At 30.9% G+C, this 26528-nt stretch carries 26 protein-coding genes; 6 read left to right on the top strand and 20 right to left on the bottom strand.

All coding sequences use genetic code 11. From position 1 onward, the window contains the following. Positions 1-435: 435 nt before the first annotated feature. Both OA93_RS08425 and OA93_RS08420 read right to left on the bottom strand, forming a co-directional pair. Positions 436-2820 carry a TonB-dependent receptor gene (locus tag OA93_RS08425; protein ID WP_039112720.1) on the bottom strand — a complete coding sequence of 795 codons (2385 nt, stop codon included), beginning with the start codon at positions 2818-2820 and terminating at the stop codon, positions 436-438. A 152-nt stretch (positions 2821-2972) separates the two neighbouring features. Further along, positions 2973-4121: a response regulator transcription factor gene (locus tag OA93_RS08420; protein ID WP_039112719.1), complete on the bottom strand. Its 1149-nt coding sequence runs from the start codon at positions 4119-4121 to the stop codon at positions 2973-2975. Positions 4122-4298: 177 nt separating this feature from the next. Here OA93_RS08420 and murQ point away from each other — a divergent pair, with 177 nt between their 5' ends. The 6 genes from murQ (at position 4299) to OA93_RS08390 (ending at position 7923) form a co-directional block, all read left to right on the top strand. Next, positions 4299-5114, top strand: coding sequence for an N-acetylmuramic acid 6-phosphate etherase (murQ, locus tag OA93_RS08415; RefSeq protein WP_039112717.1), 816 nt, complete (start codon positions 4299-4301; stop codon positions 5112-5114). Between the two features lie 135 nt (positions 5115-5249). After that, a complete protein-coding gene (locus OA93_RS08410) occupies positions 5250-5471 on the top strand; it encodes a DUF6095 family protein (RefSeq protein ID WP_039112716.1) in 222 nt (73 codons plus the stop codon). Between the two features lie 26 nt (positions 5472-5497). Beyond that, a complete protein-coding gene (locus OA93_RS08405; RefSeq protein ID WP_039112715.1) occupies positions 5498-6070 on the top strand; it encodes a pentapeptide repeat-containing protein in 573 nt (190 codons plus the stop codon). 2 nt (positions 6071-6072) lie between these two features. Then, on the top strand, positions 6073-6648 hold the full coding sequence (locus tag OA93_RS08400; protein WP_039112714.1) for a DUF1572 family protein: 576 nt from the start codon (positions 6073-6075) through the stop codon (positions 6646-6648). Positions 6649-6729: 81 nt separating this feature from the next. Next, the gene (locus OA93_RS08395; RefSeq protein WP_039112713.1) at positions 6730-7101 is read left to right on the top strand and encodes a hypothetical protein; all 372 of its coding nucleotides are present in this window, start codon (positions 6730-6732) and stop codon (positions 7099-7101) included. 45 nt (positions 7102-7146) lie between these two features. Next, positions 7147-7923, top strand: coding sequence for a TerC family protein (locus tag OA93_RS08390; RefSeq protein ID WP_039112712.1), 777 nt, complete (start codon positions 7147-7149; stop codon positions 7921-7923). 70 nt (positions 7924-7993) lie between these two features. Here OA93_RS08390 and OA93_RS08385 read toward each other — a convergent pair whose 3' ends face one another. From OA93_RS08385 to OA93_RS08300, 18 genes are all read right to left on the bottom strand, one after another. Then, entirely contained in the window at positions 7994-9832 is a 1839-nt protein-coding gene (locus OA93_RS08385; RefSeq protein ID WP_039112711.1) for a type VI secretion system baseplate subunit TssF, read from the bottom strand. Positions 9833-9974: 142 nt separating this feature from the next. After that, entirely contained in the window at positions 9975-10808 is an 834-nt protein-coding gene (locus OA93_RS08380) for a WG repeat-containing protein (RefSeq protein ID WP_039112710.1), read from the bottom strand. A gap of 105 nt (positions 10809-10913) precedes the next feature. Beyond that, complete coding sequence (locus OA93_RS08375) at positions 10914-11702, bottom strand: hypothetical protein (protein ID WP_039112709.1); 789 nt, start codon at positions 11700-11702, stop codon at positions 10914-10916. Further along, positions 11699-14122 (bottom strand): HET-C-related protein, encoded by a 2424-nt coding sequence (locus OA93_RS08370; protein WP_039112707.1) that lies wholly within the window; start codon positions 14120-14122, stop codon positions 11699-11701. The genes OA93_RS08375 and OA93_RS08370 overlap by 4 nt, the downstream gene beginning before the upstream one ends. 66 nt (positions 14123-14188) lie before the next feature. Then, on the bottom strand, positions 14189-14476 hold the full coding sequence (locus tag OA93_RS08365; protein WP_039112706.1) for a hypothetical protein: 288 nt from the start codon (positions 14474-14476) through the stop codon (positions 14189-14191). A 176-nt stretch (positions 14477-14652) separates the two neighbouring features. Then, positions 14653-15447 carry a hypothetical protein gene (locus OA93_RS08360; protein ID WP_131474470.1) on the bottom strand — a complete coding sequence of 265 codons (795 nt, stop codon included), beginning with the start codon at positions 15445-15447 and terminating at the stop codon, positions 14653-14655. Beyond that, positions 15444-16706: a hypothetical protein gene (locus tag OA93_RS08355; protein WP_039112704.1), complete on the bottom strand. Its 1263-nt coding sequence runs from the start codon at positions 16704-16706 to the stop codon at positions 15444-15446. The genes OA93_RS08360 and OA93_RS08355 overlap by 4 nt, the downstream gene beginning before the upstream one ends. Before the next feature lie 3 nt (positions 16707-16709). After that, on the bottom strand, positions 16710-18518 hold the full coding sequence (locus tag OA93_RS08350) for a phage baseplate assembly protein V (protein ID WP_039112703.1): 1809 nt from the start codon (positions 18516-18518) through the stop codon (positions 16710-16712). Positions 18519-18553: 35 nt separating this feature from the next. Then, on the bottom strand, positions 18554-18949 hold the full coding sequence (tssD, locus tag OA93_RS08345; protein WP_039112701.1) for a type VI secretion system tube protein TssD: 396 nt from the start codon (positions 18947-18949) through the stop codon (positions 18554-18556). Positions 18950-19105: 156 nt separating this feature from the next. Next, positions 19106-19492, bottom strand: a complete 387-nt coding sequence (tssD, locus tag OA93_RS08340) for a type VI secretion system tube protein TssD (RefSeq protein ID WP_035627552.1) — start codon at positions 19490-19492, stop codon at positions 19106-19108. A gap of 171 nt (positions 19493-19663) precedes the next feature. Next, the gene (locus OA93_RS08335) at positions 19664-20095 is read right to left on the bottom strand and encodes a GPW/gp25 family protein (protein WP_039112700.1); all 432 of its coding nucleotides are present in this window, start codon (positions 20093-20095) and stop codon (positions 19664-19666) included. A gap of 11 nt (positions 20096-20106) precedes the next feature. Further along, on the bottom strand, positions 20107-20820 hold the full coding sequence (locus OA93_RS08330; protein ID WP_039112699.1) for a hypothetical protein: 714 nt from the start codon (positions 20818-20820) through the stop codon (positions 20107-20109). An 84-nt stretch (positions 20821-20904) separates the two neighbouring features. Next, positions 20905-21429 (bottom strand): hypothetical protein, encoded by a 525-nt coding sequence (locus OA93_RS08325; RefSeq protein ID WP_039112698.1) that lies wholly within the window; start codon positions 21427-21429, stop codon positions 20905-20907. A 103-nt stretch (positions 21430-21532) separates the two neighbouring features. Next, a complete protein-coding gene (locus OA93_RS08320; RefSeq protein WP_039112697.1) occupies positions 21533-22906 on the bottom strand; it encodes a DUF5458 family protein in 1374 nt (457 codons plus the stop codon). Between the two features lie 24 nt (positions 22907-22930). Continuing rightward, complete coding sequence (locus OA93_RS08315; RefSeq protein WP_082001795.1) at positions 22931-23380, bottom strand: hypothetical protein; 450 nt, start codon at positions 23378-23380, stop codon at positions 22931-22933. Positions 23381-23432: 52 nt separating this feature from the next. Further along, the gene (tssO, locus tag OA93_RS08310) at positions 23433-23945 is read right to left on the bottom strand and encodes a type VI secretion system TssO (protein ID WP_035627571.1); all 513 of its coding nucleotides are present in this window, start codon (positions 23943-23945) and stop codon (positions 23433-23435) included. Between the two features lie 20 nt (positions 23946-23965). Then, entirely contained in the window at positions 23966-25135 is a 1170-nt protein-coding gene (locus OA93_RS08305; protein WP_039112694.1) for a hypothetical protein, read from the bottom strand. Between the two features lie 45 nt (positions 25136-25180). Continuing rightward, complete coding sequence (locus tag OA93_RS08300; RefSeq protein ID WP_039112693.1) at positions 25181-26347, bottom strand: tetratricopeptide repeat protein; 1167 nt, start codon at positions 26345-26347, stop codon at positions 25181-25183. Positions 26348-26528: the final 181 nt, after the last annotated feature.

The following is a 26528-nucleotide window of genomic DNA, read 5'->3' as shown; positions in this document are numbered from 1 at the left end:
CTCTAGAAGATGATTTATTAAGAGATACAGATTTCGATACACAAGAAGAATTAAAAGAAGAATTATTACAATATTTATATTATTATAATCATGAAAGACCACATCAAGGAATTGACGGAAAAAAACCAATCGAAATGATTAATCCGTTACCGAAATAAGTAACCTTTACAATTTCGACGAAGGAGAAATCTTCGTGAGCAACTCTACAAAGCTAGGACTCTCGTTGCGGAGTTTCTTGTGGAGATTTCTCCTTCGTCGAAATGACAAACAGTGTGGATAATTGATGTTTATAAAAAATTCACGCCTTTGCGATAAATTTATTCAATACACTATTATAGATTTTCCCTTAATTTAATAACATTACCCGAAACCCCTGGATTAAAACATGTTAGAACACTCTACTGTAATTATCTAATTATCTAATTGACAAATTATCTAATTAGCTCTCTTCTTCTCATCTTCATTTCCAAAATCACGTTGATTAACATTAATCTTTTTGTTCCCGAAATTATAAACTACAGATAAACGAGCAAATCGGTTGCTTTCGTTTTGGCTATAAACTTGTTTTACGCCATTTACAATCGAAACATCATCTTTTAAATAAGATGTATTAAAAATATCATTTACCAAAAAGGCAATCTGCATTGTTTTGTTTAACAAATCTTGTTTAAAACCAATATTCAAACTTGACGTATATCCAGTTTCATACAAACCGCTTTTATAAGGCGAAGTATAGATAAAATCTATTTGCAATTTAGTCGCTTTGCTCAATGAAAATGTATTATTTGTCGAAAAATCAACTTCAAGACTATTTGCTGGTGTTGCATTGATATCTCTAGTAAATTTAATATCAGATCCTAAAAAATACAAAGAGTTCTCGCTCTGCCACCAATCTGTAAAACTAGCCGAATACGTTTCTCCAACTCCATAATTAATACCTTTAAAATAATTCTCTCTCGATACAACTTGAGTCAATGTTTCAGGGTTTGCAGTAAATATTACGCCATAACCATCCGTAATCGCATTTAAGAAAACACTAGTTCGCAATATTTTTTTATACGAATGAGAAAATTCAAAATTGTCACTAAAAGAAGGTTTCAAAAACGGATTTCCTTCAGAATAACTATTACTGCTAATATAAACTCGAAACGGATTCAATAAAGAAAAACTCGGCCTACGAATTCTTCTTCCGTAGTTTAAACTAAAACTGTTGCTTTCATTTTTATTATAAGAAGCATAAAATGTTGGAAATAACTTAAGATAATTGTTTATCGTTTCCTGATTCAGGTTTTCCGAAAAACCATTTGTTTGCGTATTTTCTAATCGCAATCCTGCTTGAAAATTCCATTTTTCATTGATTTTTTTATCTGCACTAATATAAACCGCCTGATTATTTTCGGTGTATTTAAATTGGTTTGTTTGGTTTATATCTAATTCTGGAATTCCAGTAATCGTATTAAAGAAAATAACATCGCTATTACTTTTTGTAAAACTTACTTTCGCCCCATAAGATAAATTTAACGCTTGAAGCGGATGTTCCATATCTGCCTTGAAGCTTAAATTATCAATATCCTGATTCGAAAGATTACGTCCTGATTGATCTACATCGATAAAGGTTCCATTTGATGAATAATTGTTTGCTATAAAATCTCTGTCGAATTTTGAATTATAATCAAAGTAATCAACATCAAATGATAATTTTCTGTTGAGAGAATCCAGTTTTGTAATCAAATGTAAATTATAAGTTTGATTGCCGGATTTCCTGTCTAAAAAGCTCTCATTAATTATATAACTATCCAATACATTTTGAGCATTATATTTATTAATTCTAATATCCGAGTCAAAATCCGGATTGCTTTTATCTTTTAAAAATTGAAAACCAATTGTCGTTTTTTCTGAAAAATCATAATCTAAAGCTAACTTTCCAGATACATTTTCCTCATTTAATTTTGTTATCACATCCATTTTCGTAGGCCCTTCTACAAAATACATATCCAGAGTTTCATTAATATTTTTATAACCTGTTTTTCCATTAACGCTGGCCGAAAACCTAAACTTATTTTTATTATAAAAAAAATTATTCCTTAAAGTATAAATTCCGTATTTATTTTGATCATAAGAAGCTGTAATTGTATTTTTCCAAGAATCACGAGCACCTTTTTTCATAACAACATTAATCAATCCCCCAGTACCTTCCGCCTCATATTTTGACGAAGGATTACTTATAATTTCGATATTCTTAATATCACTTGCCGAGATAGATTTCAAGAAATCGTTTAATTCTTCGCCAGTTAATTCAATCATTCTTCCATCAATCATCACACGAGAAACTCCCTTTCCTAATATATTAATAACATCATTCTGCACCGCAACTCCTGGTGCAGTATTTATAGCACTCAAAGCATCGCCAGCAACGTTTGTTACATTATTTTCAAGATTATAAACCAAACGATCTGTTTTTTGCTCAATCGTATTTTTTCTGGATTGAATGACAACTTCTCCCAAATTTGTTACATTTTCCCTTAAGATAATCAAACCCAAATTGGTATCTTTTTCAATCGTAATTTCTTTATCAAATTCCGAATATCCTTGTGAACTAATTTTTACTTTATAAGATCCTTTATTCAAAATCAATTCAAAACTACCATCTTCTTTTGTGGTTGCTCCATTTATAATTTTTCCGTCTTGATTTAAGATTACAACATCTGTCCATGCTACTGCTGTTTTTTCATCAGTAATTTTTCCATTTAATTTAAAGGATGTTTGTGCTAAACAAAAGAGAGGCAATAGCATAAAAATAAGGAGGGTAACTTTTTTCATAATTTCTAGTTTTAACTTGTTTGATTAATTTGAAGCAAAGTTGCCTTAGAAATTTCCGATATGCGACCGACAAAAAAAGTCGAACCAATTTCCTTTTAGGAAATCAGTTCGACTTTATTAAGCATGAAGTACGACTTTTTACAAACCGCTAATTACGAAGCGTTTCGGTAAGCCGTAGGTGTAAGATTAGTATATTTTTTAAAAGAAGTATTAAACGAAGATTTTGAATTAAAACCTACTTCGTATAGAATTTCTAAAACTGTTAAATCTCTTTTTAAAGGATTTTTTAAAATACTCATAGCTTTTTGGATGCGATATTCGTTTACAAAATCAAAAAAATGCTGATCCATATGATGATTAATCAAAACCGATAAATCCCGAACAGGAATATCGATTTGATTGGAGAGTTCCTGAATCGTGAGCGACGGATGAAGAAAAGGTTCTTTTTCAGTCATATATTGTTTCAATGTCGAAATTTGAGCCGTAATCACTTCGTTTTTATTCTCTTTTATTTCGATCGTATTTTCATTTTCCTCAGGAACAATGTCTCTTGCTAATTGCAATTTAGAATCAATTCCTCTAAAAAGTTCGGGATAATTTAAAGCCTTTAAGACAAACCAGCAGGTTACTACTAAAGCCAGAAATTGCATTACTACATTTGCCCAAATCCACAGTAAATTAAAATCGGTATATCTTATAAAATTCTTAGCTATTGATAAATAATACAAAATAAAGAGTACAATTGATATTTGAAATAACCATTTAAAAATAGAAGTTTTAGGATTGGTATAATTTTCCTGATATATTTCTCTATACTTTTTTAAAACCCAAAATACACCAATACTATACAATACGATTTGCATACCTAACATTAACTGGAAACCGTAAAATTCGGGCATTTCACTACGATGATTATAAAACTGCATTTTATCTACATCATTTAAAAAGTAAATCCTGAGTATGAAAACAGCATTTATGATTATAAATGGAATGGCATGAATTAGATGCTTGGTTTTTAATCGAAAATCAGTGAAGCAAACTGATATTATATACAGATAAAAAGCAGGAAGTATCAAAGCACAACTAGCCCATCTAAAAAATTCTAAATTAAGATGGTCTTTAACGAAAGCTTCATTAATAAAAATTCCAGAATTATCAATTGCAAAAAGCAGTAAGTATGCCACAAACAGTCGGTTTGCTGATTTATTTTGAGTTTTCACAGTGAGTAAAAAGAATGCCAGCAATAGTGAAACAAAAACTGACATCCAGCCCATAACACCCAAAAAGCTATCTATATTCATTTATTTTTTTGATTATTTAACAAATATAATATTTTAGTTCTTTTAATAAGATTTCAGAAAGCAATCGTTGCATAAAAATTAAAAGAGAAAAAGTTTTTTTTATCTTTTAATTCTTACGTTCTAAATTTCGAAATCGCGAGAAAAAAGATTAATTTTGGACAAGATATTATACGCAAAATGACCTTCACAAAAACTACAGAACAGTCCTCAAAATATGAACATCTGGAAAATATGAGTGTTCATGACTTAATGATTAATATAAATCAGGAAGACAAAACAGTTCCATATGCCGTAGAAAAAGCAATTCCACAAATAGAAGCTTTGGTGGATCAAATCGTAGCCAAACTAAAACTTGGTGGACGCTTATTTTATATAGGTGCAGGAACATCTGGTCGTTTAGGAATCTTAGATGCATCCGAGTGCCCTCCTACTTTTGGCGTTCCAGCATTTTTAGTAAACGGAATCATTGCCGGAGGAGATAAAGCCATTCGCCAAGCGGTAGAAAATGCCGAAGATAATCCCAAGCAAGCCTGGATAGATTTGCAAGCGCATAATATCTCTGAAAATGATGTTGTGATAGGAATTGCTGCTTCGGGAACGACACCTTATGTAATTGGTGGCTTAGAGGTTTGCAATAAAAACAACATAATCACAGGTTGCATAACCTGTAATGCTGAAAGTCCGCTTTCGCAAACAGCCCAATATCCTATAGAAGTAGTTGTAGGTCCAGAATTTGTTACAGGAAGCTCCCGAATGAAAGCTGGAACTGCTCAAAAATTAGTTCTTAACATGATTTCGACAGCAACCATGATAAAACTAGGAAAAGTAAAAGGCAACAAAATGGTGGATATGCAATTAAGCAACAGCAAATTAATTGATCGTGGAGTAAAAATGATTATGGGAGAAATTCCTGTTACATACGAGCAAGCATCAGATTTATTACACAAATATGGAAGTGTAAGAAATGCTGTAGATAATTTTCAGTCACAGTAATTCAGTCACAGTTACTGGTACTAGTCTCAATAAAAATATTGCAAGGATATACTATCTGTCATGCAACAACAAATAGAAGTTTTTTAGTTCTCGTAACTTTAAACTTCAAACCTTAAACTTTTAAGAATAAAAAAAATGGGAACAAATAAAGAGTTAATAGGAAAAGGAATTAAATACTTATCGGGTTCTTTGCCCCTATTATTTATTGGCCCTGCAGTAATTTACAATGCGTTTATGAACAAACAAAACGTTTGGCATTACTTAGTTCTGGCTATTGGCATAATTGCTTGTTTAGCGGGAATGTTTTTAATCTTTTATGGTTTAAAAACAATCATGAGGGGTCTCTTTAACGACTAATATTTAAACAAAACTCAAAAACTCCAATGGATAGCTTAATTCATATTCAAAAAACATTCGATAAGGTTATCTACATTGATAAAAAAATAAACAACCGCGAATTTGAGGATTGTGTATTTAAAAATTGTGATTTCTCTAATAGTAATTTTGCTTACAATACCTTTTTAGATTGCGAATTTATCGATTGCAATTTATCTATGACCAGCCTAAAAGGTACAAGTTTAAAAAATGTAACATTTAAGAACTGTAAATTGCTCGGAATTGCATTTAATGAATGTGAAGATTTCTTATTCCAGGTATATTTTGAAGAATCGGTTTTGGACTATGCCTTATTTTCTAATAAAAAAATGCCAAAAACTAAATTTGTAAATTGTTCTATGAAAGAAACAACTTTTATAGGAACCAACCTAACCAGTTCTGTTTTTGATAACTGCAATCTGGAAGGAGCAATTTTTAACGAAACACAATTGGCTGGTGTTAATTTTAAAACAGCATATAATTTTAAAATTGATCCGGAATTTAATCCCATGAAAAAAGCTCAATTCTCGACCGAGGGAATTTTAGGTCTTTTAGATAAATATGACATTAAAATTGTATAATTATGAATGCAACCGAAGCGTATTTAGAAAGTGTAAAAAAACAATTTTTATATTATAAAACACTGGGCGAAAAAGCAATCGCACAACTCGAGCCAGAGCAACTTCTTGTTACAATAAATGAAGATACAAATAGTATAGCAACTATTGTAAAGCATCTTTCGGGCAATATGCTTTCGCGCTGGACAGATTTCCTTACAACCGATGGCGAAAAAGAATGGCGCAATCGCGATGAAGAATTCGAAAATGATTTCCAATCTAAAGAAGAAATAATGACAGCTTGGGAAAAAGGTTGGAAATGTCTTTTTGATACCATAAATAATTTACAAGCCAATCAGCTTTCGGACATTATTTATATTCGAAATGAAGGACATACGGTTATTGAAGCTATCAACAGACAATTAGCACATTATCCTTATCATGTTGGACAAATTGTATTTTATGCCAAACAATTAAAAAATAGCAGCTGGGAAAGCCTATCGATTCCAAGAAAAGAATCTAAAAATTACAATGCAGGAAAGTTTGCTAAAGAAAAAGAAATTAAGAACTTTACCGATGATGAGCTGAAACGGTTGAAATAGTTTTATTTTAAAATTACAATCAGGGCTCGAGCGAAGCGAACTGACGAAGTAAATAGCTCCTAAATAAACAAATTACTTATTATGAAAAAATTACTATTACTCCCTTTATTACTTATTGTTGCATCTTGTTATAATACGGAACACAATTGCAAGGATTTTAAAACTGGAAAATTCAAATTTGAATACGAAGTTGATGGAGTAAAAAAAACAACTATTTTTGAAAGAAAAGACGATATTGAAATCGAAACTTTTGAAGGAAAAACCGACACGGCAACAATTCGTTGGGTAAGTGATTGCGAATATGTTCTGGAAAAGAAACATCCAAAGAACAAAGCAGAAGAGAAAGCTATCGGAATGAAAATTTTGAGTACAACCAAAGATTCTTATACTTTTGAGTTCGGAATGGTTGGTTCTACCCAAAAACAACGCGGAAAAGTTGTTCGAGTAGATTAAATTACATTTTTTATACTAATACCCCTTAATTAACACCTTTTTTAAATGGAAGTATTCTTAAACCCTGACGCTTGGGTTGCCTTATTAACACTGACTTTTCTTGAAATTATTTTAGGAATTGACAATATCATTTTCATATCGATAGTAACAGGGAAATTACCTCCTGAAAGTCGTAAAAAAGCAACTCGAATTGGTTTGTTTTTAGCCATGTTCATGCGTATTGCTTTGCTAATGGGTATTTCGTACTTAATTGCTATGAAAGCAACAGTTTTTAGTATTAAATGGGGCTGGCTAAATGCTGATTTTACTGGACAAGCCTTGATTTTATTAGGTGGTGGATTATTCTTGATTTATAAAAGCACCAAAGAAATAAGCGAAAAAGTTGACCATAAAGGCGATGAAGAAAAAACATTAAAAGATGTTGCAAAACAGTCCTTCTCGAATGTAATTGTACAAATTTTACTAATCGATTTAATCTTCTCTGTAGATTCTATTTTAACTGCAGTAGGAATGACAAATGGTGTTACTGGTGCTTTAACAATTATGATTACTGCTGTTGTTATTTCGGTAGCAGTTATGATGTTGTTTGCAGTTCCTGTTGGAAATTTTGTAAATGCAAACCCCTCTATTCAGATTTTAGGACTTGCTTTTTTAATCTTAATTGGGTTTATGCTTATTACTGAAAGTATGCACTTATCTAATGCTTCTTTAATAGGAGAACATATCGGGGCTGTACCAAAAGGTTACTTGTACTTTGCTATATCATTCTCATTGGCAGTTGAGTTTATTAATATGAAGATGAGAAAGAGATCGAAATCATAACTGATTTAATTTATAACAAAAAAGCGCTAAGATATCTTAGCGCTTTTTTTGTATTCATTTGTTTCCTAAATTAATCCTCGATAAATAATCGATACGGAAATACATTTGATGATCTGTTTTTTAAATTCTTCATAAAACTCTCACACAAATAATCCCACTCGGTTACCGATAAATGTTCTTTTTCGGATGCATTAATTTTTAGATAAATATCTACTGTTCGACTGAAACCTGCTTTTACAGAGATTTCTTTTCGTGTTCCTTTTTCTATTTTAACATCGGTAATACAACTTTTAAAATGGTTAAAAGCGAATGCTTTTATATCTGCAAAAGTTACAATTCGTCCTCGTGTTAATAATGCATTACGATAAGCCAGAATACGGTCTTTGTTATTTTGTTTATTCATTCCGCCAACTGTATTAGTAACTAATACCGCTTCTTTACTCACAAAAAACAAATCTTCTTTAGACTCTAAGACTGTACCTGCTTTAATATCATTTCCTTCTTCAGCACAAGTCGACCAATAACTTATTATAAATGATTTCCCTACTGATTCATCAATTTTAGGTTTAATCATTAAATACGGATCATTATTTTTAGAAAAGCTACTTTCTTTCGCCTGTTGTTCTACCGAAGCCAATAGTTGATTAATTTCTACCAATGAACTATTCATGAAATCTTTTCCTAAACCCGAAAACGATGAACTCTCGTCTTTTAATAAGTCTAATACATTCTGAAGTAATTCAGAAGCTGTTCTGGAATCAAATCGAGACACTCCTCCTGTACGTAATACAGCATTTCCTTCTTCGATAACTCCGTCTTTAAACTCTTTTATTTCATAATGGTTATCAAATGGATCAACTACGGTATCTACATCAAGATATATATTATTACCCGTATCTAAGGATACATAAGACAAGAAACCACCAAGTGTTTTATTTATGATATGTCGTCTTTTATTAATTACTGGAAAGCAATTTGCTGTAAAAGATACATTGTCTATTATTTGAGGAATTAATGACTCTGGAAAAACCATTTTAATCCAAATAACAGAATTATCATTATTGTTTGTTACCTCATCAAAACATCTATATTCTGAGCCATAATCTCTTATGTTCTTATGTTTCAATGCTCCTTTTAGCGTATAAAAATTATCAAAGTAAAATTCATTTACTTCTTGCATCAACTCGCTAAGATGAGTATAATTTCTGTTTATGATACTTTCGATATCTAGATTGTTTACAGGAACATTATATCCCTCCTCTATCTTAATTTCCTCATCATCATGAAAGCATTTCATTTGCTTTAAATAATAATGGAACATTTCTTTTTGGTGGGTGTTTTTAATATCTATAAACAACATTAAATCCTCTAGTTCTTCTACGCTAGTATTATTTAATTCTATTCCTAAAAACACTATTCCTGAAGGTAGTGAGTTTTTATAATCACGAACTGAGTCTTTATAAAAAAGATTCGAAACTTCGTATAAATTTCTTTCGTAAGCAATGTACTTAACCTCACAAGAAGCTAATTTCACCTCTAATGTTGGCGAAAGCGTTATCTCTTTAGTAATTGGTGCTAACGGATTATAAATATTATGAATTCTCCTGCTTACCGACATTTGGTTTAGCAAAGAAACGTTCATGTTGTTATCTATAGGTAAAGCATGCATGATTGCCCTGGATGGTTTGGCTCCGGCGCTAACTTCTGGAAACATAATTTCAAGAACTCTTTCGACCACACGAGTTTTAGAATCTTCAAGTTCATGAGCTACTTTTTCAAGTTCATACGATAATGCATTTAGCATCATTGATACAACAGGATCAAATGATGTTTCCATTTCTACATCCGAAAAGCCCCATGATCTCGCTGCTCTTTTTAATACTCTATCTTTTATTCGTTCTTGTCTCATTATTATATTTTTTTTGGAACGTATTTTATTACGTAGCTTGAATTACTATATTTTTTTCTTATTAAAATATTAGATTTGTAGAGATTACAAATCTACCATATCAGAGTATAAAAACTGTTTCATTAAAAATTTTCTAATTTTATTAATCTATCAATGATTTATTTTTATTTTCAAAACTATACTTCTTTATTAGTTTGCCGTCAAGTGTAAAATGATAATAATATTCATCTTTTTTAGCATGAAGGTAGGATTGTAATCTATAATACTTTAAAGAATCATATTCAATTGGTATAATAGTCTGCATTTTAAAATCAATCATACCCCATTTATCGTCTTTTTTTACAATAATTGAATTATTGACAACCTCAATCATTTCTATTGTTTTGATAGGTTTTATGAGATAGTTATTACTATCATCAATAACTCCATTTTTGCCATTAATTTCCACAACAGCATATCTCTTACCATTACTATGTACAATAGAAAAATCAGAAATAAAGTCATATAAAAAAGGGACCAAAATATTATTTTTATAATCTAGAACTCCGTATTTTTTATTTTGCATTGCTATAATAACTCCTTCACTATCCAGCCTTATCTCACAATATTTTATTGGAATAACAATTTCATTATCATCATTAATTATCCCATAATAGTTGTTTTTTTTAACTATTATTTTTCCATTTTTCACGTAAAAAAAATTAAAACTATTTTCTAGATTAATAATATACTTTCCTTCTCTGTTTAGTAACGCATATCTAGTATTATTTAAGCTATCTATTTTCGATACGATATAATATCCATCCATATCATATGATGCTGAACTAAATTGTGGCTCAACTATTATGCTACCATCTTTAAGAGCATATCCCATTCCTTTACCTCTATGACGAATAATATCTAATTCTGATTTATTCTGTGCATAAACAGAGTTAACTGTAAATGTTAGAATTATCAAATAAATGTATTTTATCATTACAAATTTTTTAAAATGTGTAGTCTTGTCATTTGTTGTGCACAACTACTATGAACCCAAAATTTTGCTAGTATCCCGATAAATAATACTTCATCTATACCAAAATTAATATTTATAATATTCCTGTCCTTTGTCATGCACAATGCGTATGTATTCTATTTCGCCTTCGGTTTGGCGATACATAATATTATAAAAATCAGCTTTTTCTTGTTCTTCAGGAGTTAAAAAACCATTAAAAGTAGTAAAATAACCATTAGACAAAGTAGTGGTAGAACCATCTTCTAGTTTTGAATTCAAATCTGCGTCATAATACTTGATGAGAGGCAAATCTGCTGCAGCTCTTTTTTTATTAATATCTGACACTTTCATACCTGCTTTTACCTCTGCTCCTTCTATGTTTAGCGGATTTGCATAAATTTTAAAAGGGTAAATGAAATTTTGTGGAGAATCTGAGCCTGTAGTATTTCTTTCTTCTATCCTTTTATATTTTTCATTTTTGTAATCTTCTTTAAGCCAGTCTACATTTTTATCTTTTTCTTTTATAAATGCTACAGATACTCTTCCTTTGGCTTCTTCAAGTTTCCCCATCTGTCCCAAAGGGCTATCAAGATTCATAAAGAAGATTTGAAGTTCATTAATATTTTCATCTTGTTCTGATTCGGAAACGTAAATCCCTAAATTGTCCCAGATATATATCCTTTTATAAGGTCTTCTATTATATTCTCCAAAAATTTTCACCCATTCGTCCACGGGTTTACCAAAAGGCAATTCTTGTTTTTTATAAGTAATCGTATGTTCGCTAATATAAAAATCAGTTTCTAACATGGGTTCTTTCTTTGAAGTTTGACATTGCATAAAAAAACTACTCAACATTAATATTACTAATTTTTTCATTTAAAATATTTTAAAATTTCCTGCACTTTTTTGTTACTTATTGCTCTTTGTGTAACTTGTTCTGCATGTTCATAGGGTGTAGAACTTTGGAGCCTTGTTATAATAGTATCATTTTCATCTATCCATTTATTAACTGGTTCATTAGCCCAATCCGTAACTTGGTAAATTGGATGCACCGTATATTTTTCTATCACATATTTGGCAAGTATCTCTCCCTTAGGGTCACTACCTGTTTTCCAAGCATCCAAAACTCTTGTGGCTACATCTTTAACTGCTATTTTAGCAAGTTCAGAGGCTAAAGGATTAAGTGGGTGATTAAGAGCATCTTTGGCTATTTGGGTATGAGTTGGATCGGTACCATAGTTTTTATTACTATTTTCTGTTTGCTCTATTTTTAGATCTTCATCTACTGAGCCTAAAAGCAAGTTGTATGCTATATTATTAAACGTTGCTAAGGAATCTCCCATAAAACTTAATCCTCTATCTATTATCCTTCCTAACAAACCAGCATATTGTACTGCCCCTGCTTTGATATCAATCAGTTTTAAATAACTTTGATACATAGTAAGTAATTCCGAACTCTTCATCCCCATATAAACAGGATCTTTTTCCAGACCATCAGTCTGTTGTCCAGTAGATAAATCTTCTAAAGTGGTTAATATAAAGGCATCCTGAAAAGTTCTGTCTCTAGGCTTTCTTTGCACATAATCTTGTATCCCAACTGGAAACATCTTTTCGCCTACTTTGGGCAATACACTTGCCATAGTGTCATCTAGTAAAAACTTACCGGTTACTATAGGAATAGTACTATAATCCGCGCCTTTCATGTCTTGTACCCATGGATATACGAGAACCAATTGTTTACCTAAATCACTATTTTTATTTTGATCAAGAAGTAAACTTCCTGCTTTTATTAACGCTAATTCTACAAAATTGGTATGCGAAAAAAAATCTTCCAGCACATGAAAAGCTGCACCTAAATGCCTAAAGCCATCTTTATTTTTACCATATTGCACTGCTAGTTTAAGCTGTTGAAACATATAAACATCAGATGTTGGTCTTTGAGGATCGGGTTCGTCTTTTGTAGCTATATAATTTTTTAAGTTAAGCCCATTTACCAATAGTGCTTTAGGCTCTTCTCCTGCATATAATTTCTTCGTGGTAAAACTTCCTTTTGGATATTCATATTGAAAAGAAATACTAAGACTACTAAAATCTTTTAGACCTTTCGGGTTATCAATGTGTTCCTCTGGTCGGTATATCCCCAAAACATCTTTAGTAAGTTCTCCATATTCTTTTTGAAAAGTCTCTACATGATTTTTATAATTCGGAGTAAATTTATCGGAGCCAAATACGAATTCTTTAGCTGCCAGTATTTCTAAAAGCTTTATGAAACCTTCATGGGATATTTTGTACGGATTCATTTTAAGCAGACTATTAAGATGCTCGATCTTGCTCTGTTTTATTTTATCAATGTCTGGTTTTTCTAATCTTATAGTACTTTCTAATATAATTTGAGAATAATCACGAAGCCAATTACCATAATAGATTTGCTTTACCTCTAATTCCGTTAGCCTATTTTCTCTAACCAAGTCTTTTAATGCCTCTCTTTCAATTCCTCCATGCATTCCAGCCTCAAAACCGGCACCAAAACCCTCTTCTTCATCTTTTGGGTTGGCATCGTACTGCTTATCTTCACCTACATATTCTTTTATCTGCGTATGTAACTCAGAAAAATCTATTATCAAATCTCCTGTAAAGTTTAAGGTTTCTGCTTTAGCAAAACAAAGCTGTGTTTCTTTAAAAATATCAAAATTAAATAAAGCATAAGCAAACTTAGCTCCTTCATCTATATAATCGGTATCTTCTACTCCGTTGGTCGCAAGCTCAGTTCTTAAAATATTATCAATATGATGACCATACTCTTCTACCAAAGCGGACATCAATTCTGCCCTTGCATCATTATCTTTTACTGCCAAATCAACAAAATGTTCCCAAACTAATATCTTTTTTCTATGATTACTATAATTGGCTTTTCTTCCTCTGGCAGGAAATTTTGTAACCACAATCTCTGGAGGTGTAATAGATTTATCACTTAGTCCTCTATATAACTTACTTAGTGCACTTGCTTCGATTTCTTCTCCAAAAACTCCAACCATAAAAAACATGAAAGGCAATTCATCTAATTGTTTTGCTAAAGCTGAAAGTTGATCATGTGCGTAAGTACTTTCAAGTTTATATTTACTTTCGACAATTTCTTGTTTAGGAGGGCTTTTCGGCTCTCCATAACTAATACCTACATCACTTGTTTCTGTAATAGCTTTACCTGAATTATAAACAATATTGCCATCAGAGTAGATATTATGGTCGCCAACAGTAGTTTTTGTTATTGTACCTCCTACAATTCTTATTCTGCTCATAATTTTATTTAGTGTGATTTAGATTTTTTAAACCAGAAATAATTATTGTTCGTTTACTTATCTTCTTTATTTATATTTAGAAAAGAACATTATTGAATACGTAATAATTAAAAATAATATAGTCAGTACAGATAATCCAATTGAAACTACCCACCAATTTGTTTTACTTGCAGCTTTGAAAAAGAAAAAATAAGCAATCAATAAAACTACTGCATTAAAAGCTGCTAAAAAATTCAATTCGATAAAAGCAGCAGGTATATGACTATTTCCATTTTTATAGATTAAATACAAATGAATAAAGCCCATCAGTTGCATGAAAATGGCAACAGCAGGAATAATTATACTCTTATACATGTATTAAATATATCAATCAATTAATCTCTATTGATTTCTTTTTATCTCATTAATCGAGATAAATCATAGTTTCCTAAAGAAAATCCAGCTTAAATTCAATCCAAATATTTAAAATTCAGATTTACTTTTATCCGATAATGAAATTTAAACTTTCAAAAACAAAGACGTAATTATCATTATGGTCTTGTCTCTTTTATATAGTTCCTTTTAATTATCTTACCAGAGTTTGAATCTACATTATACTCAATTCTTCCAAAAGGATAGATATCTTTAACCACCTCCCACATATTCTCATCATTACTTAATGTTAAAAACGTATTTTTAACATCTTCCCTATCTGCAGGATTAAGTATCGTATATTTTTTTAGAATTTTAGAAATGATATCTGGTGAAATTTCATCTTCTTTTTGTGGTAAATCAAAAATAGCTTTAAAAAGAACTTGCTCCTCTTTGCTTAGATTTACAAACAAAGGTTCTTTCTTTAAAATTTCAAATAAATTAAGTGGCTTCACTTTTATGTTTTCATATTTAGCTGCTTCATCCACTTCCTTTACTAATTGACCATTATTATCATAATACTTAGAAGTATCAAATTTAACAATATCAGAACCTAACTGCAATCCTATATATCTTCGGGTTTCAGATTCTAAGAAACCATTTTTATGATAACTTTTATGCGTTTCTATTAATTCTGGAACAGGCGGTAAAATTATTACTGTTGCCGATTTATCTTGTGCCTGAGAACTTTCAACCACATTTCCATTTGCTAAAACCTCAATATGATTATAAAGATCAAACTCTCCTAATTTTCTTTTCTCTTCAACAATTCGGTTATATTTAACAAAATCAAACTTATCAGTTGTCATAATTTTTTCTTTAGGATAATAAACTCCTTTTTCTGTTTGCCCACCACAAGACATTAAATTAAATGCAATAATGCATAGACATATTATACTTTTTATTTTTTTCATCGTATGCTGGAATTAAGAATCTTCCATTGCCATTTATTTGTTGAAAAACGTGCTTTACCGATTTGATGTGTATAATCCATTATATTATCTGTTTTACAAAACTTGTAAGTAAACAAACCATCGTTATCAAAAGTGTGATACAATCCCATGGCATGCATTAACTCATGAGGAGCGGTAGAATCATTCCTATTTTGATAAACAACAGCTACTCTGGAGTTACCGCCCACATTTTCAGCTATTCCGTTTAACTTACCATTAGGAAGCATATATAATCTATAGCAATCTTTATAAATTTCATTTTTTTTATCTTCAAAAAACACCTCATCAAGTGTTTTATGAATAGATTTTACATTAGAAGTGTCCATTACTTTATTTCCTTTTTTATCCTTTGAAGTAAAAAACAAATCATACCACCAACCCCCAACTTTTATTTCTTTCATGCTTTTTATATCCCCTTTTATATAAGATTGATTTAAAGCATTACCAAGAATTTGTACTTCATTTCCTTTTATACTTCCTTTTATACCGTTATGGCTAACAGGGATGAACAGAATTTTAATTTCTTTTACATTATTGTTAGGTAAAATGAATATTTCTCCTACTTTCTCTAAATATTTTTTCTTTGTTGCTATAATACGGATGCTTTGTTTTTTATCAAATTGTTTTAAACATTTAATTTTCAAAGCTTTTTCATCATAGTGTTTCCCTTTTGTTGAAGTTAATTTTTTTAAGATCGTAAGTTCAAAAACAGCTGTATCATAGACATAATGCAATTTCTCTGGTTCTTCTTCAACTTCAGTTATTACATCAAAAAAGGCTGTTTGTCCCTTCATAAGAGTAACATTGGGGATATAGTATTTTCCTTTATAACAATTAAAAAAACTATATTGATTTAAATGGTTTAGATAAGCTTTATTCTCTGGAGTAAAGATTGCAGTAGGTTCAGATCCGTAAGTTGCACCATATTTCCCTATAATTCCATTATAAGGAACATCAACAGCCATTTTACTGTCTTTTTTTCTAGGCCAATCAATACCAAATTCACCTTTCCAATCCTTACAAGGTCTATATTCAACTAAACATTTTGCAATTTTTTCAGGAGGCGGAGCATCTTTCGGTTCCCCATAACTAATACCTACATCGCTTGTTTCTGTAATTGCTTTACCTGAATTATAAACAATATTTCCTTCAGAGTATATATTATGATCTCCAACAGTAGTTTTTGTTATCGTACCTCCTACAATTCTTATTCTGCTCATGTATTAATGAGATTTAGATTTTTCAGCACTATTATTCTGCATTTCTTTTTTAGAATGCTTATTTATACCTCCTTCGCTGCTTGTATCAATTCCTTTCACGGCTATTTCTTGTCTCTCTTTCTCGGTATGAGATTCTAAATTACCTTGAATATTTTCCGTGAAGTTCCCCGTCACATTTAGCATATTATCTCCTCCAACACTAGTATTTAGCATCATTGCTACCATAGTAGTTTTGTCTGCTCCTGCACTTTCCATAATACTCATTCCTGCTGTAGTCGTAACATTTTCAGAAGCATTCATAATAATGTTAGTAGCATTCATTGTTATTGTATTTGATGCGGTAATATTTATATTTCCACCTACAGTATCGAGTTGTATTTCGTTGCCGTTTTGATCTGCAATTATTATGCTCTCTTCTTCTGTAAACTTGATTATATGCCCGCTACGGGTATGAATGGCTTTTATATTATTTTGAGCATCTGCATACCCACTTTTATCTTGTCCGTTGTATTGTGTTCCTATTACGTAAGGATTCTGGGCATTATTTCCTTCAAAACCTACCAATACTTCTTCTCCAATTTCTGGAATAAAATAAAATCCTTTTCCTGCACCAGAATGAGGTTGTATCATACGTATCCATGGACTTACAGCATTGCCACTTGTTCCATAAAACTGTACTATAACTCGTCCTAATCCTTCGGGATCACTATTATCTTTTACCTGTGCTGGCTGGCTTTCTGCTTTAGCAAAAACATGTACATTAGTATAATGTGGTACAGCAACATCTGCAGGAATAGCTTTGAACTCACAAGAATAGTTACCGTGAACCTCAGAATGGTGTATGGCTTCTATAACAATAAGTTCATGTTCTACGGTTTGATTTACTATCGTAAAAACTTGACCTACTCCTAAAGGAAAATAAGAGATTCCGCTATAATATACACTATTGGCATCGCTACCTCCTGTTTGCAACGTAACCATTTCATCAATTTCTTCTTTATTCTGTGCGTTGGTTGTATAGGCACTAATACTTAAATCTGATTGTGCAACAGTTCCTTGATTATAGCCTACAATAGCCGAAAAACTATCTTTACTACCCGCAGAAGTTCTTGCAGCAGCATTACGTATTGTAGCTCCACTTTCATAGTCATAACCTGTTAAGGAGATTTTGTGCGACACCATATTGGTCTGTATCTTAAAACTGTGTAAAGAAGCTCCATTGATGAGTTTTACTTTACTAGTTTTTGTTTGTCCAAATTGCATGCGCATACCATCAAAATAAAACCATTGTCCATAACGTGTTGCCAGTCTTTTAAGAAATTCAAAACTGGATTCATTATACTGTGCTATGTATTTTAATTCCTTAAGATAAGTTGATCTTATAGAATCTCTTTGATAAAATTCTCCTGGCCCTTCGGCTAAGATACTAAGTACAATATCATCCATTCCTCGTTCCTGATATGATCTTGTTTTTTTCATATCATCGAGAACAATACTATGACTCACACCTGTTACATGTAAACCCACTGGGCTTCCATGAAGATCTACAGACGAAAGCTCTGTAATGATACCTTTACTCATCAATCTTATTCCGGTAAGGCTTTTAAAAGTAAAAATAACTTCATCTCCTAAGTAACCTCTTAAAGCTTTTGCTTGGTCTGCTGGTTTAATTATTGCTTTACCTGTGTATTGCCAAATAAACGAAAAATGATGATGATCAGCCATCTTTTGCGATAGCTTTAAATCATAATAAACAACGTTTTGGGTAAAACTTCCTATAGATATATGTACTTGTTCTGAAAAGTGTGCCATAATAATGCGTCCTTGTTTTTAATTAGCCTTTACAATTAATCTAAAGCAATCCAGTTGTTTGAAAATTTAGCATCTCCAAAAGTCAATTCTTTGGCCACCAACTCCATTGTTATTTTCATTGGTACTTCGGTTGTGCTTGTAAATTGCTCATCATAACCAATACAAAATGCTTTTACAAACGTAAGTTCTTTCATTTTGCTCAAAGCATCTCTTCTATAAAAAACAATTTTTCCATCTTTAGTTAAATCACTATTTAACATCCATGATAGAAAATGACTATTCTGACTTGCCTCGATAATCATTCTTATAACACCACCTTTGGCATCACCGGTAGGTTTACTTGTTGTATCGATTTTTTGTTTAAAACTAATATTAAATTCCAGGACATTATATTCTTCCCCGTCTATGTGTAATTTTGATAAAAAACTCATTTGTTGATTTTTAGATTGTTAAAAAGTAGTGTTATAAGGTTTAAGCTTCTACTTAAAAAAGATTTAAGTAGTCACATCAAAACAAAAAAGGAAGTCCAATAAATGGACTTCCTTTAATAGTTTCAAGCTTAATTAAGTTTGATAAAGTCCAAAGGATTAAACCCAAGCATTATCAAATTCTCCTCCGCCCATCGAGATTCTACGAGCTGAGATCATAAAAGTTTCCGTTAACGGAGTAGCACTGTTATGATCAAAATTCTCTTTGTACTTAACCATGTAAGCTTCTGTGAACTTCAACTCTTTTAAAGTAGCATTCGAATCACGTTTGATGAATTTTACTGACCCATCTTTTCTTTCGAAATTATTGGTCATCCATTCGAACAATTCTGTGCTACCAGTTGATTCTACTTCGATCATGATTCTACCACCACGTGTTACTGTAGATGGACGCCCAGAAGCATCAGTTTCTTGAGCTAAATCATAACTTACATTTAATACTTTGTAGTCCTTTCCGGCTACTGACAACGATGTTAAAAACGACATAATAAAAATTTTTTAATTATTAATTTATTTATTTATCCTGTAAATATATATAAAAAAAATCTTATTATAATATATTTTTTAATAAAATTTTATTTACATTATCAATATTTTAAGAATTTAGCAATCAAAACATAGCTAAACCCTTGTATTTAGTACTCAGACGAGTAACTTTTATTTATAAGATAATGGTCCTACAAAAAAATATCCTCTAAAATCAAAATTTCTATTAGTACTTTTTATTGTTGCTTCAATAATAATATCGACTCTTTTCTTGGCTCTGCTCACATCATCAATTACATATTTTGCCTCAGTTAATTCCACTTTAAGCTCATTAACTTTAATCCTTCCTTCATGAAGAAGTAATGATTGTTTCATGGTTTTAGAAATTATTTCTTTTAATGTATTTTCATTCATTAACAAATCAAAATCAATCTCCCAGATTTTAGAACCAAAGGTTTCATCAAATTTACATTCTCCAAAAGTGGTTGTTGCCAACAATATTACTTGTTGGGCAATAGAATGTTCTATAGAAGTTTTTTCTAGTTCTTTTTTCTGAATTATAGCATTAAAATCTATAGGCAGTTTATAAAAAGCTCCTTTCATTTATTTAATTTTTAAATATAAATCAATCGATCTGTTTGTCCTTGCTTATTTGTTTCCATAGCCTTCGAAACTTGCTTTCTCTTAATTACGTGAAGCTTTACCTTTGGCGTAAGCTTTAAAAATTTCTCTCGATATAGAATATCTCCTATAAAGCGTTGTCCTTTTTTTTCATCGACAATAACAAAATAACTTGTTCCTTTTTCTACTTTAAGCGTATTTATATCTCCTGCAAAAATTTGTATATTCTGATTTTCTTTTTGAAAAGTATAAGTAAGTTCATCATGATTTAATTTTCTATATCTAGAAATATCAAATGTCTCTATTTCTTCTTTTAAAGGTTCAAAAGGAATATTTTCGAATAGGAAATTTTTAGTGGCTAAAAATTTTAATCCCAAAAAGCTCCATAATCCTTTTTTGGTAGTTTGTTCTTTAAAGAAATAGGTATCTCGGGTAACTTTATATATTTCTTTTTCATCTGTTTTATCATCAGTAACTATCATCTGATACGTTGGAATCTCAATTTCAGCAGGAATTTCAGCACCTTTAAAGTGTGTTTTTAAATTCACCGATCCTATTTGCTGTTCAGAGATTGTAATACTAATAGTATGCTGTTTCAATGCAGAATCTGTACGAACAATAACTTTACCTTCGCCACTTCCTGCATAAAAAACAGAACCATCATTGTCTGTAAGTCCTAATGAGAGATTTAATTCTGGAATTGGCATATTTAGTCTTTTAAATAAATTAAACTTTAGTTTTGTTTTTAAGAATGGTGCTTATTATCTCTATTTTGAAATTATAAATTCATTCTATTTTTTCTTGATTCTATACAATTTCAGACAATGTAAATATTCTTTTATATTTTTATTATCGTTAGCACTTGGACTAAATTCATAATCTCTTTTAAGTGTATAAAATTTGATGGTATTAATATCATTGGCCATTAATTTCTTTATGTCTCTTCTTCTGAGCTCCAAAGCAGCTGTCCCATCACAGTTTACAGCAAATGAATTTTTCAGGATATATCTTTCTCCATTTTTAAAATAAATTTCCAATGGTTGCTGTTGTTTCACACACACATTATCTGTGAAGATTTTAAAATATAAGTATATGCTACTTCTTCTTTTCCCAAGTTGAAATACTGCATATTCATAATCTTCATTAAAAACACGTAGCAAAATTGGTGTCGCACTTGCAAAAAGTTTACCCGAAAGCAATAATTCATTTTGCGAAATAGGGCAATTTAAAGTATCAATTGCTCTTATTTTTTGAGCATTAGCCGAACTTGAAATTGAAAATAATGCGATTAAAAGTAAAATTTTAAGTACGTTCATGAATTTGAATTATTTGGTTTGATCATTCAAAAGATCAATATTTTGTTTAAAAAAGGAAACACAAAACATATGTGTTTCCTTTTTTGAATTTACTATACAACAATTATTTTTGTTCGTAATCTGTATCCCATTCTGTTCCATCATCTCCTTTATGACCATCCATTTTTATAAGGAAATTTTTGGCTGGGAAATATGGTTTCATATGGATATCCATATATATTCTATCCTTTTGGATTGGATCTTGCTCAAATCTTCTAATCTCGAAGTTCTCGATTAATTTGTCTGGACCTGTAATACCATCAAGGAAAGCAACGATTTGGTTCATTATCTCTTTACGAGTCTTAGCAGTAAAGTTTTCGAATGCACGACGATTAAGGAAATCCATTAATACTTTAGTCACATAATCAAATACACGAACTACTGAATATGTTTGCAATCCTAAGTTGTCTCCGTTAAATAATGTTTTTGCAGAGAAAGCCATTACTTTACCATACTCGTTTACCATAGGAACTAATCCTAAGTTTTCAAGATTTGCAATTTCACTTTTCTTAAGATCAAATTTTACACCATCAACTTCATTGATTCCACCGAATTTTTTACCAGCAGTAACCTGAGACATTAATGTTTTGTAAATTTTCCCTGCAAGTGCTGCAGATGGAGCAATGTGCAAATCTTCGTTTTCACCAATTTGGTCAAATCTTCCACGTCCTACTAACCAGTTACATGTCATAATTACATTTGAGCGATATACATCTCCTCCTGTTAAAGAGGCAGCATCAAACATTTCCATTACATCATCCGGTTCATCTAAATGTTCAAAATCTGTAACCAACATTACTTTGTTTTCATGTGCAATTTTTGCCCATTTTTCGATTACTTTATTTGATCCTAAATAACCTGGAATAACAAGGATACCGTAGTTGTTTTTAAGATCTAAACGATCGTAGTTATCAACTAATTCTGAGTGAATTGCATCAATAAAACGAGTGTTATCAAGGTCTTTTAATTGCTCTAAATCAGCATTTACTATGGTAACATTTTTTACTTTATCTGTTTCTGTATTTTTGAAAAACAAAGCAACAGTTCTATATGCTGCCTCGATTTCTCTTGTATCTTCAACAGCTTTTACTAAATTCTTTTTTAATAATACTTCAGACTCTTTGCATTTGTCTTCACTTTGAGCCACCATATCAGTCAAAGCTTCATTGTTACTTAAAACCGAAGCCCAAAGTTCTAATGTTTTTAAAAGTGTTTCTCTTTCTTTAGCTTTGTTTACTTCTCCAAGGAAAATTTTTCTTCTTGCTTTTCTCTCTGGATTAAGGTTTTGAATTCCTTCAATAGACATTTCCAACAAATCAAACCCACCGTATTTAGCTAGTTTTTCAACGTTTTTTTCAATAGAAGAACCTCCTGTTACTTTACGTTCTAATACTGCAGTATCAACGTCATTACTTTTATATGCTTCTTTATTTGCCATACTTTCTATATTTTTTTAAATTTCTTATTTATTCTCTTTCAATTCTGTAATTAGAGTTCCAAGGCTTTCTAATAAAGCTTTCTTAGCATCAGCATCTTCTAATGCTGCTTTTAAGATTTTATTCGATTTTAACTGACGAATAATTTTTTGATATTGGTCTTTTTCAGTTTCCAGATCAGATAAAAATTTACTCTGTGCAGTGATCCCATTTATACCAAAATCTCCTAAATTTTTAAACTTTAATGCTTCTACTTTCGTAGCTCCATCTGCAGTTTCAAAATTCACTTTTACTTCTGGTTTAAAATGTTCAAATGCTTTTTCAACACTTGTAATTCCTTCTACTAGTTCTGGTTTAACAGGTGCATCTACAGTTAGTTTTTGAGCAACAAGTGTTCTGTTTTGAGGGATTGCAGTGATTGCTTCATCTGCATCTAATTTTACTTCATTACCTCCAATTCCATAATTTGATAACATAATTTTAATTTTTTAATGATTAGTTTATTAATTCTTTTACTCTAATTTCTTATTATTGGTTTTGATAAATCTGACGACAAACATCCAAGTCTCTACTTACTTTTTCTAACTCTTCTTTATATGTTTTTGCCGATTGGTTCAAACTATCTATTAAATGAGAATTATGGGTAAGACTTCTAATTTGCTTTTTATAATCAATAATATTCTTGTATGCCAAAATCACATTGTTATATAACTTTTTATTTTCAGTGGTGTCTTTTGGTATTTTCTGATAAATATTGGCTATCATAACATTAGCCAAACGTTGTTGAAAATCATTATCTACTTTTGGCGAATTAATAGAGTCAATCGTCATTCTAACACTATCAATTTTTACCGAAAAATTAGTTTGATAATCATACTCTCTTTTCATCATTTCATTCTCAGCCTTTAGCATTTTATTTTCTGCCATTGGCATATAAAAATTAAACGATACTGCAATTAACATTACTGTAAAAGTTAGAATAAAGGCTACTAGAAAAGCTATAAATGCTTTCTGGCGTTCTGATTTGTTTAATACTTCCATAATTTATATTACTATTATTTTTAATCTTTTATAAAAAAACCATGTCGTTTCGGGTTATGAACAATATCTTTTTTGTCTGTTTCAGCAACAAATAATTCGATATTTTCTTTTTTCTTCCCTATATAATCCAGCTTACTCAAAGTTTCAAACAGCTTCTCTATTCTTTGTAAAAAAGTCATTGTTAAACCTGCTGTTTTATCTATATGTACGTGATCGTAACCTGTATTTATGAGTGAAGTAAACAGTATTTCAAAATCTCCTTGTGATATATCACACCACTCAGCAAAATAGTTTAGTAACTCTTCTTTTCCTGCTCCAGATTTCGAATCAATAAAATTTTTCATCACTCTGGCAAAAGAAACCACTGTACTTAACATTGCTGCTGGATGCTGGTGTAACGAAAACCAACGAAATTGAGTTAAACAATTCCCTAAATAATACCCTGTATTATCTGCCAAATGCATCATCGTATGTGCCAAAACACCAGTTTGCTGAACACGGTTAATTTTTTGAGAAATCTGTACTGAGTAAATTTCTATCTGTCCAAACGAACGTGCAATTTGTGCTTGCATATCAACTAGTTTTGGGTGACAGGTTACTGTAACTGATGATGGGATATAATCCTCATCCAGAACAGTAGTATCTCCTACCAAAACTTTACCGATTGCCAGATAAAATCCTCCATACCCAATTCCTGAACGAAATTCTTCGGCCTTAATTAAGTGTAATTTATATTCTGGTTGTGTGTACGGATATCTTGGCGGAACTTCATCTGGATCAGGCTCACCAAACGGAATTCTTTTTTTAGAATTAACCGATATACAGGCTAGCAATTCTAATTGTTCTCCTTCTTTTATCTGATAAGTATCCTCTGGATAAGGAACCTGAAGGTCTAATGTATCTGTATTACTCTTACTAATCTCGATTCTTGATCCATTTGGGGTTATTGCATGACACTCCTCTACACGTACGCGAAGTAGTTTATGATTATCAATTCCTAAAGTAATTTTTGTCGATTCTCTGTTCTGATTTCCCAAATCCAGTAATCCATAACTCATAGGTGTTGTATGAATACCTATTGCATCATTTACCAATTCGGAAACATTGTCCTGCATCGATAAGAAATGACTTTTGTTTATCTTCATCCCATCAATCCAGTTAACGGGAAAATGATTCAGTTTTTCTATCATAATTCTTTATTTATTTTTTTATTGGAAATATAATTTTGTTATTTCTTATCCTCTTATTTTGTTCTCTACTCTAATTATTGCATTGTCATAAACAACATTATCTTTTAAATCTTTCGCAAGTTTGTAATAGTTTAATGCTTCTTCAAAATCATTATCGTTTTCAAAAATCTTAGCAATATTGTAATATGCGCTAGCTTTGGTTGTGTTTATAGAATTACCTGCTGCATAGGTTATTGCTTTCCTGTTAGCATAAATGGCTTCTGCTTTATATCCTTTTTTAATATACATAAGTCCCAAATTACCATAGGCTTGTCCAAAAACTGGATTGTACTCTAAAGCTTGTTTGTAAAAATTTAAAGCACCATCTATATCTTTACCTTGGTAAGCTAAATCTCCCTTTGTGTTTAATTGAAGTGCTTTTTTTCTGTCCTCATTAGATACATATACTTGTTCTTCAGTATCCTCACCAGACGTTTCAACAATACCTACTTCTTGCTCCGTTTTCGAAATGATATTATTTATATCAATGATTTCTCCATTTTCATTTATTTTGAATAAGTTCCACACATTACCTTTCTTATTTTTTGGGATGTAATATGTTTTAACCAATGATTGTCCTACATAAACAAACACTTTTGCTCCACTTGCCGATAGTTGCGAAGAGTTCATGTCTTCTTTATTAGAATAATCGTGAACAAAATAATGATAGGCTTCTCCGAATTTTTTATTCTCAATCGTTATCGTTTCTGGTCCATAACTATCCGTATCATCTACATCTAGATTAGCCATATTTCCTTTCTTATGCTGAAAGTATATATGATTGCCTTGAAAACTTAAATGAGAGTCTAAATCCTCCGGATATTTCCCCCAGTTTAAAACGATTCTCATTCCGTCTAGGTTTTTCATTACTGGGCTCAACGCATATGTTAAATCATTACATGGACATTTTACAACAAGAGTCGAATAGTTTTCTTTTTTGATAATTAATAAAGTATTCGAATCGTCTTGAAAACCTCCATTAATGGTTGTTTTCCCCTGAGCATTTGTTAATCTTTTTGCTGATGATTCCCCATTTCGTTGAATCATTACTTCTGCATTGTCTAATACTTTATCTTTTTCTACCGCAGATAAAACTTGTATGGAAATATCTTGAGCATTCGCATTTTTACCAAAAGCAAGAACTAAAAAGAGTACTAAAAAATTTATTTTCATTTTATATTATTTGTTTACTATTTATTAATTTTAAAATGTCATGAACAGACTTATTAAATAAGTTTATTTGGGTTAAATACAAGCAATGGCGCGCATTGAGCCCATATTATCCAGAAAATTTTTACCTTACAATTTATTTACTTTAAATAATTTTATGCTTAATTAATTATTCATAACGACC

Origin of the sequence: Flavobacterium sp. KMS, from assembly GCF_000813005.1 — a bacterium.
In the GTDB taxonomy this organism is placed as follows: domain Bacteria; phylum Bacteroidota; class Bacteroidia; order Flavobacteriales; family Flavobacteriaceae; genus Flavobacterium.
This window is presented reverse-complemented; position numbering and strand designations above follow the sequence as displayed.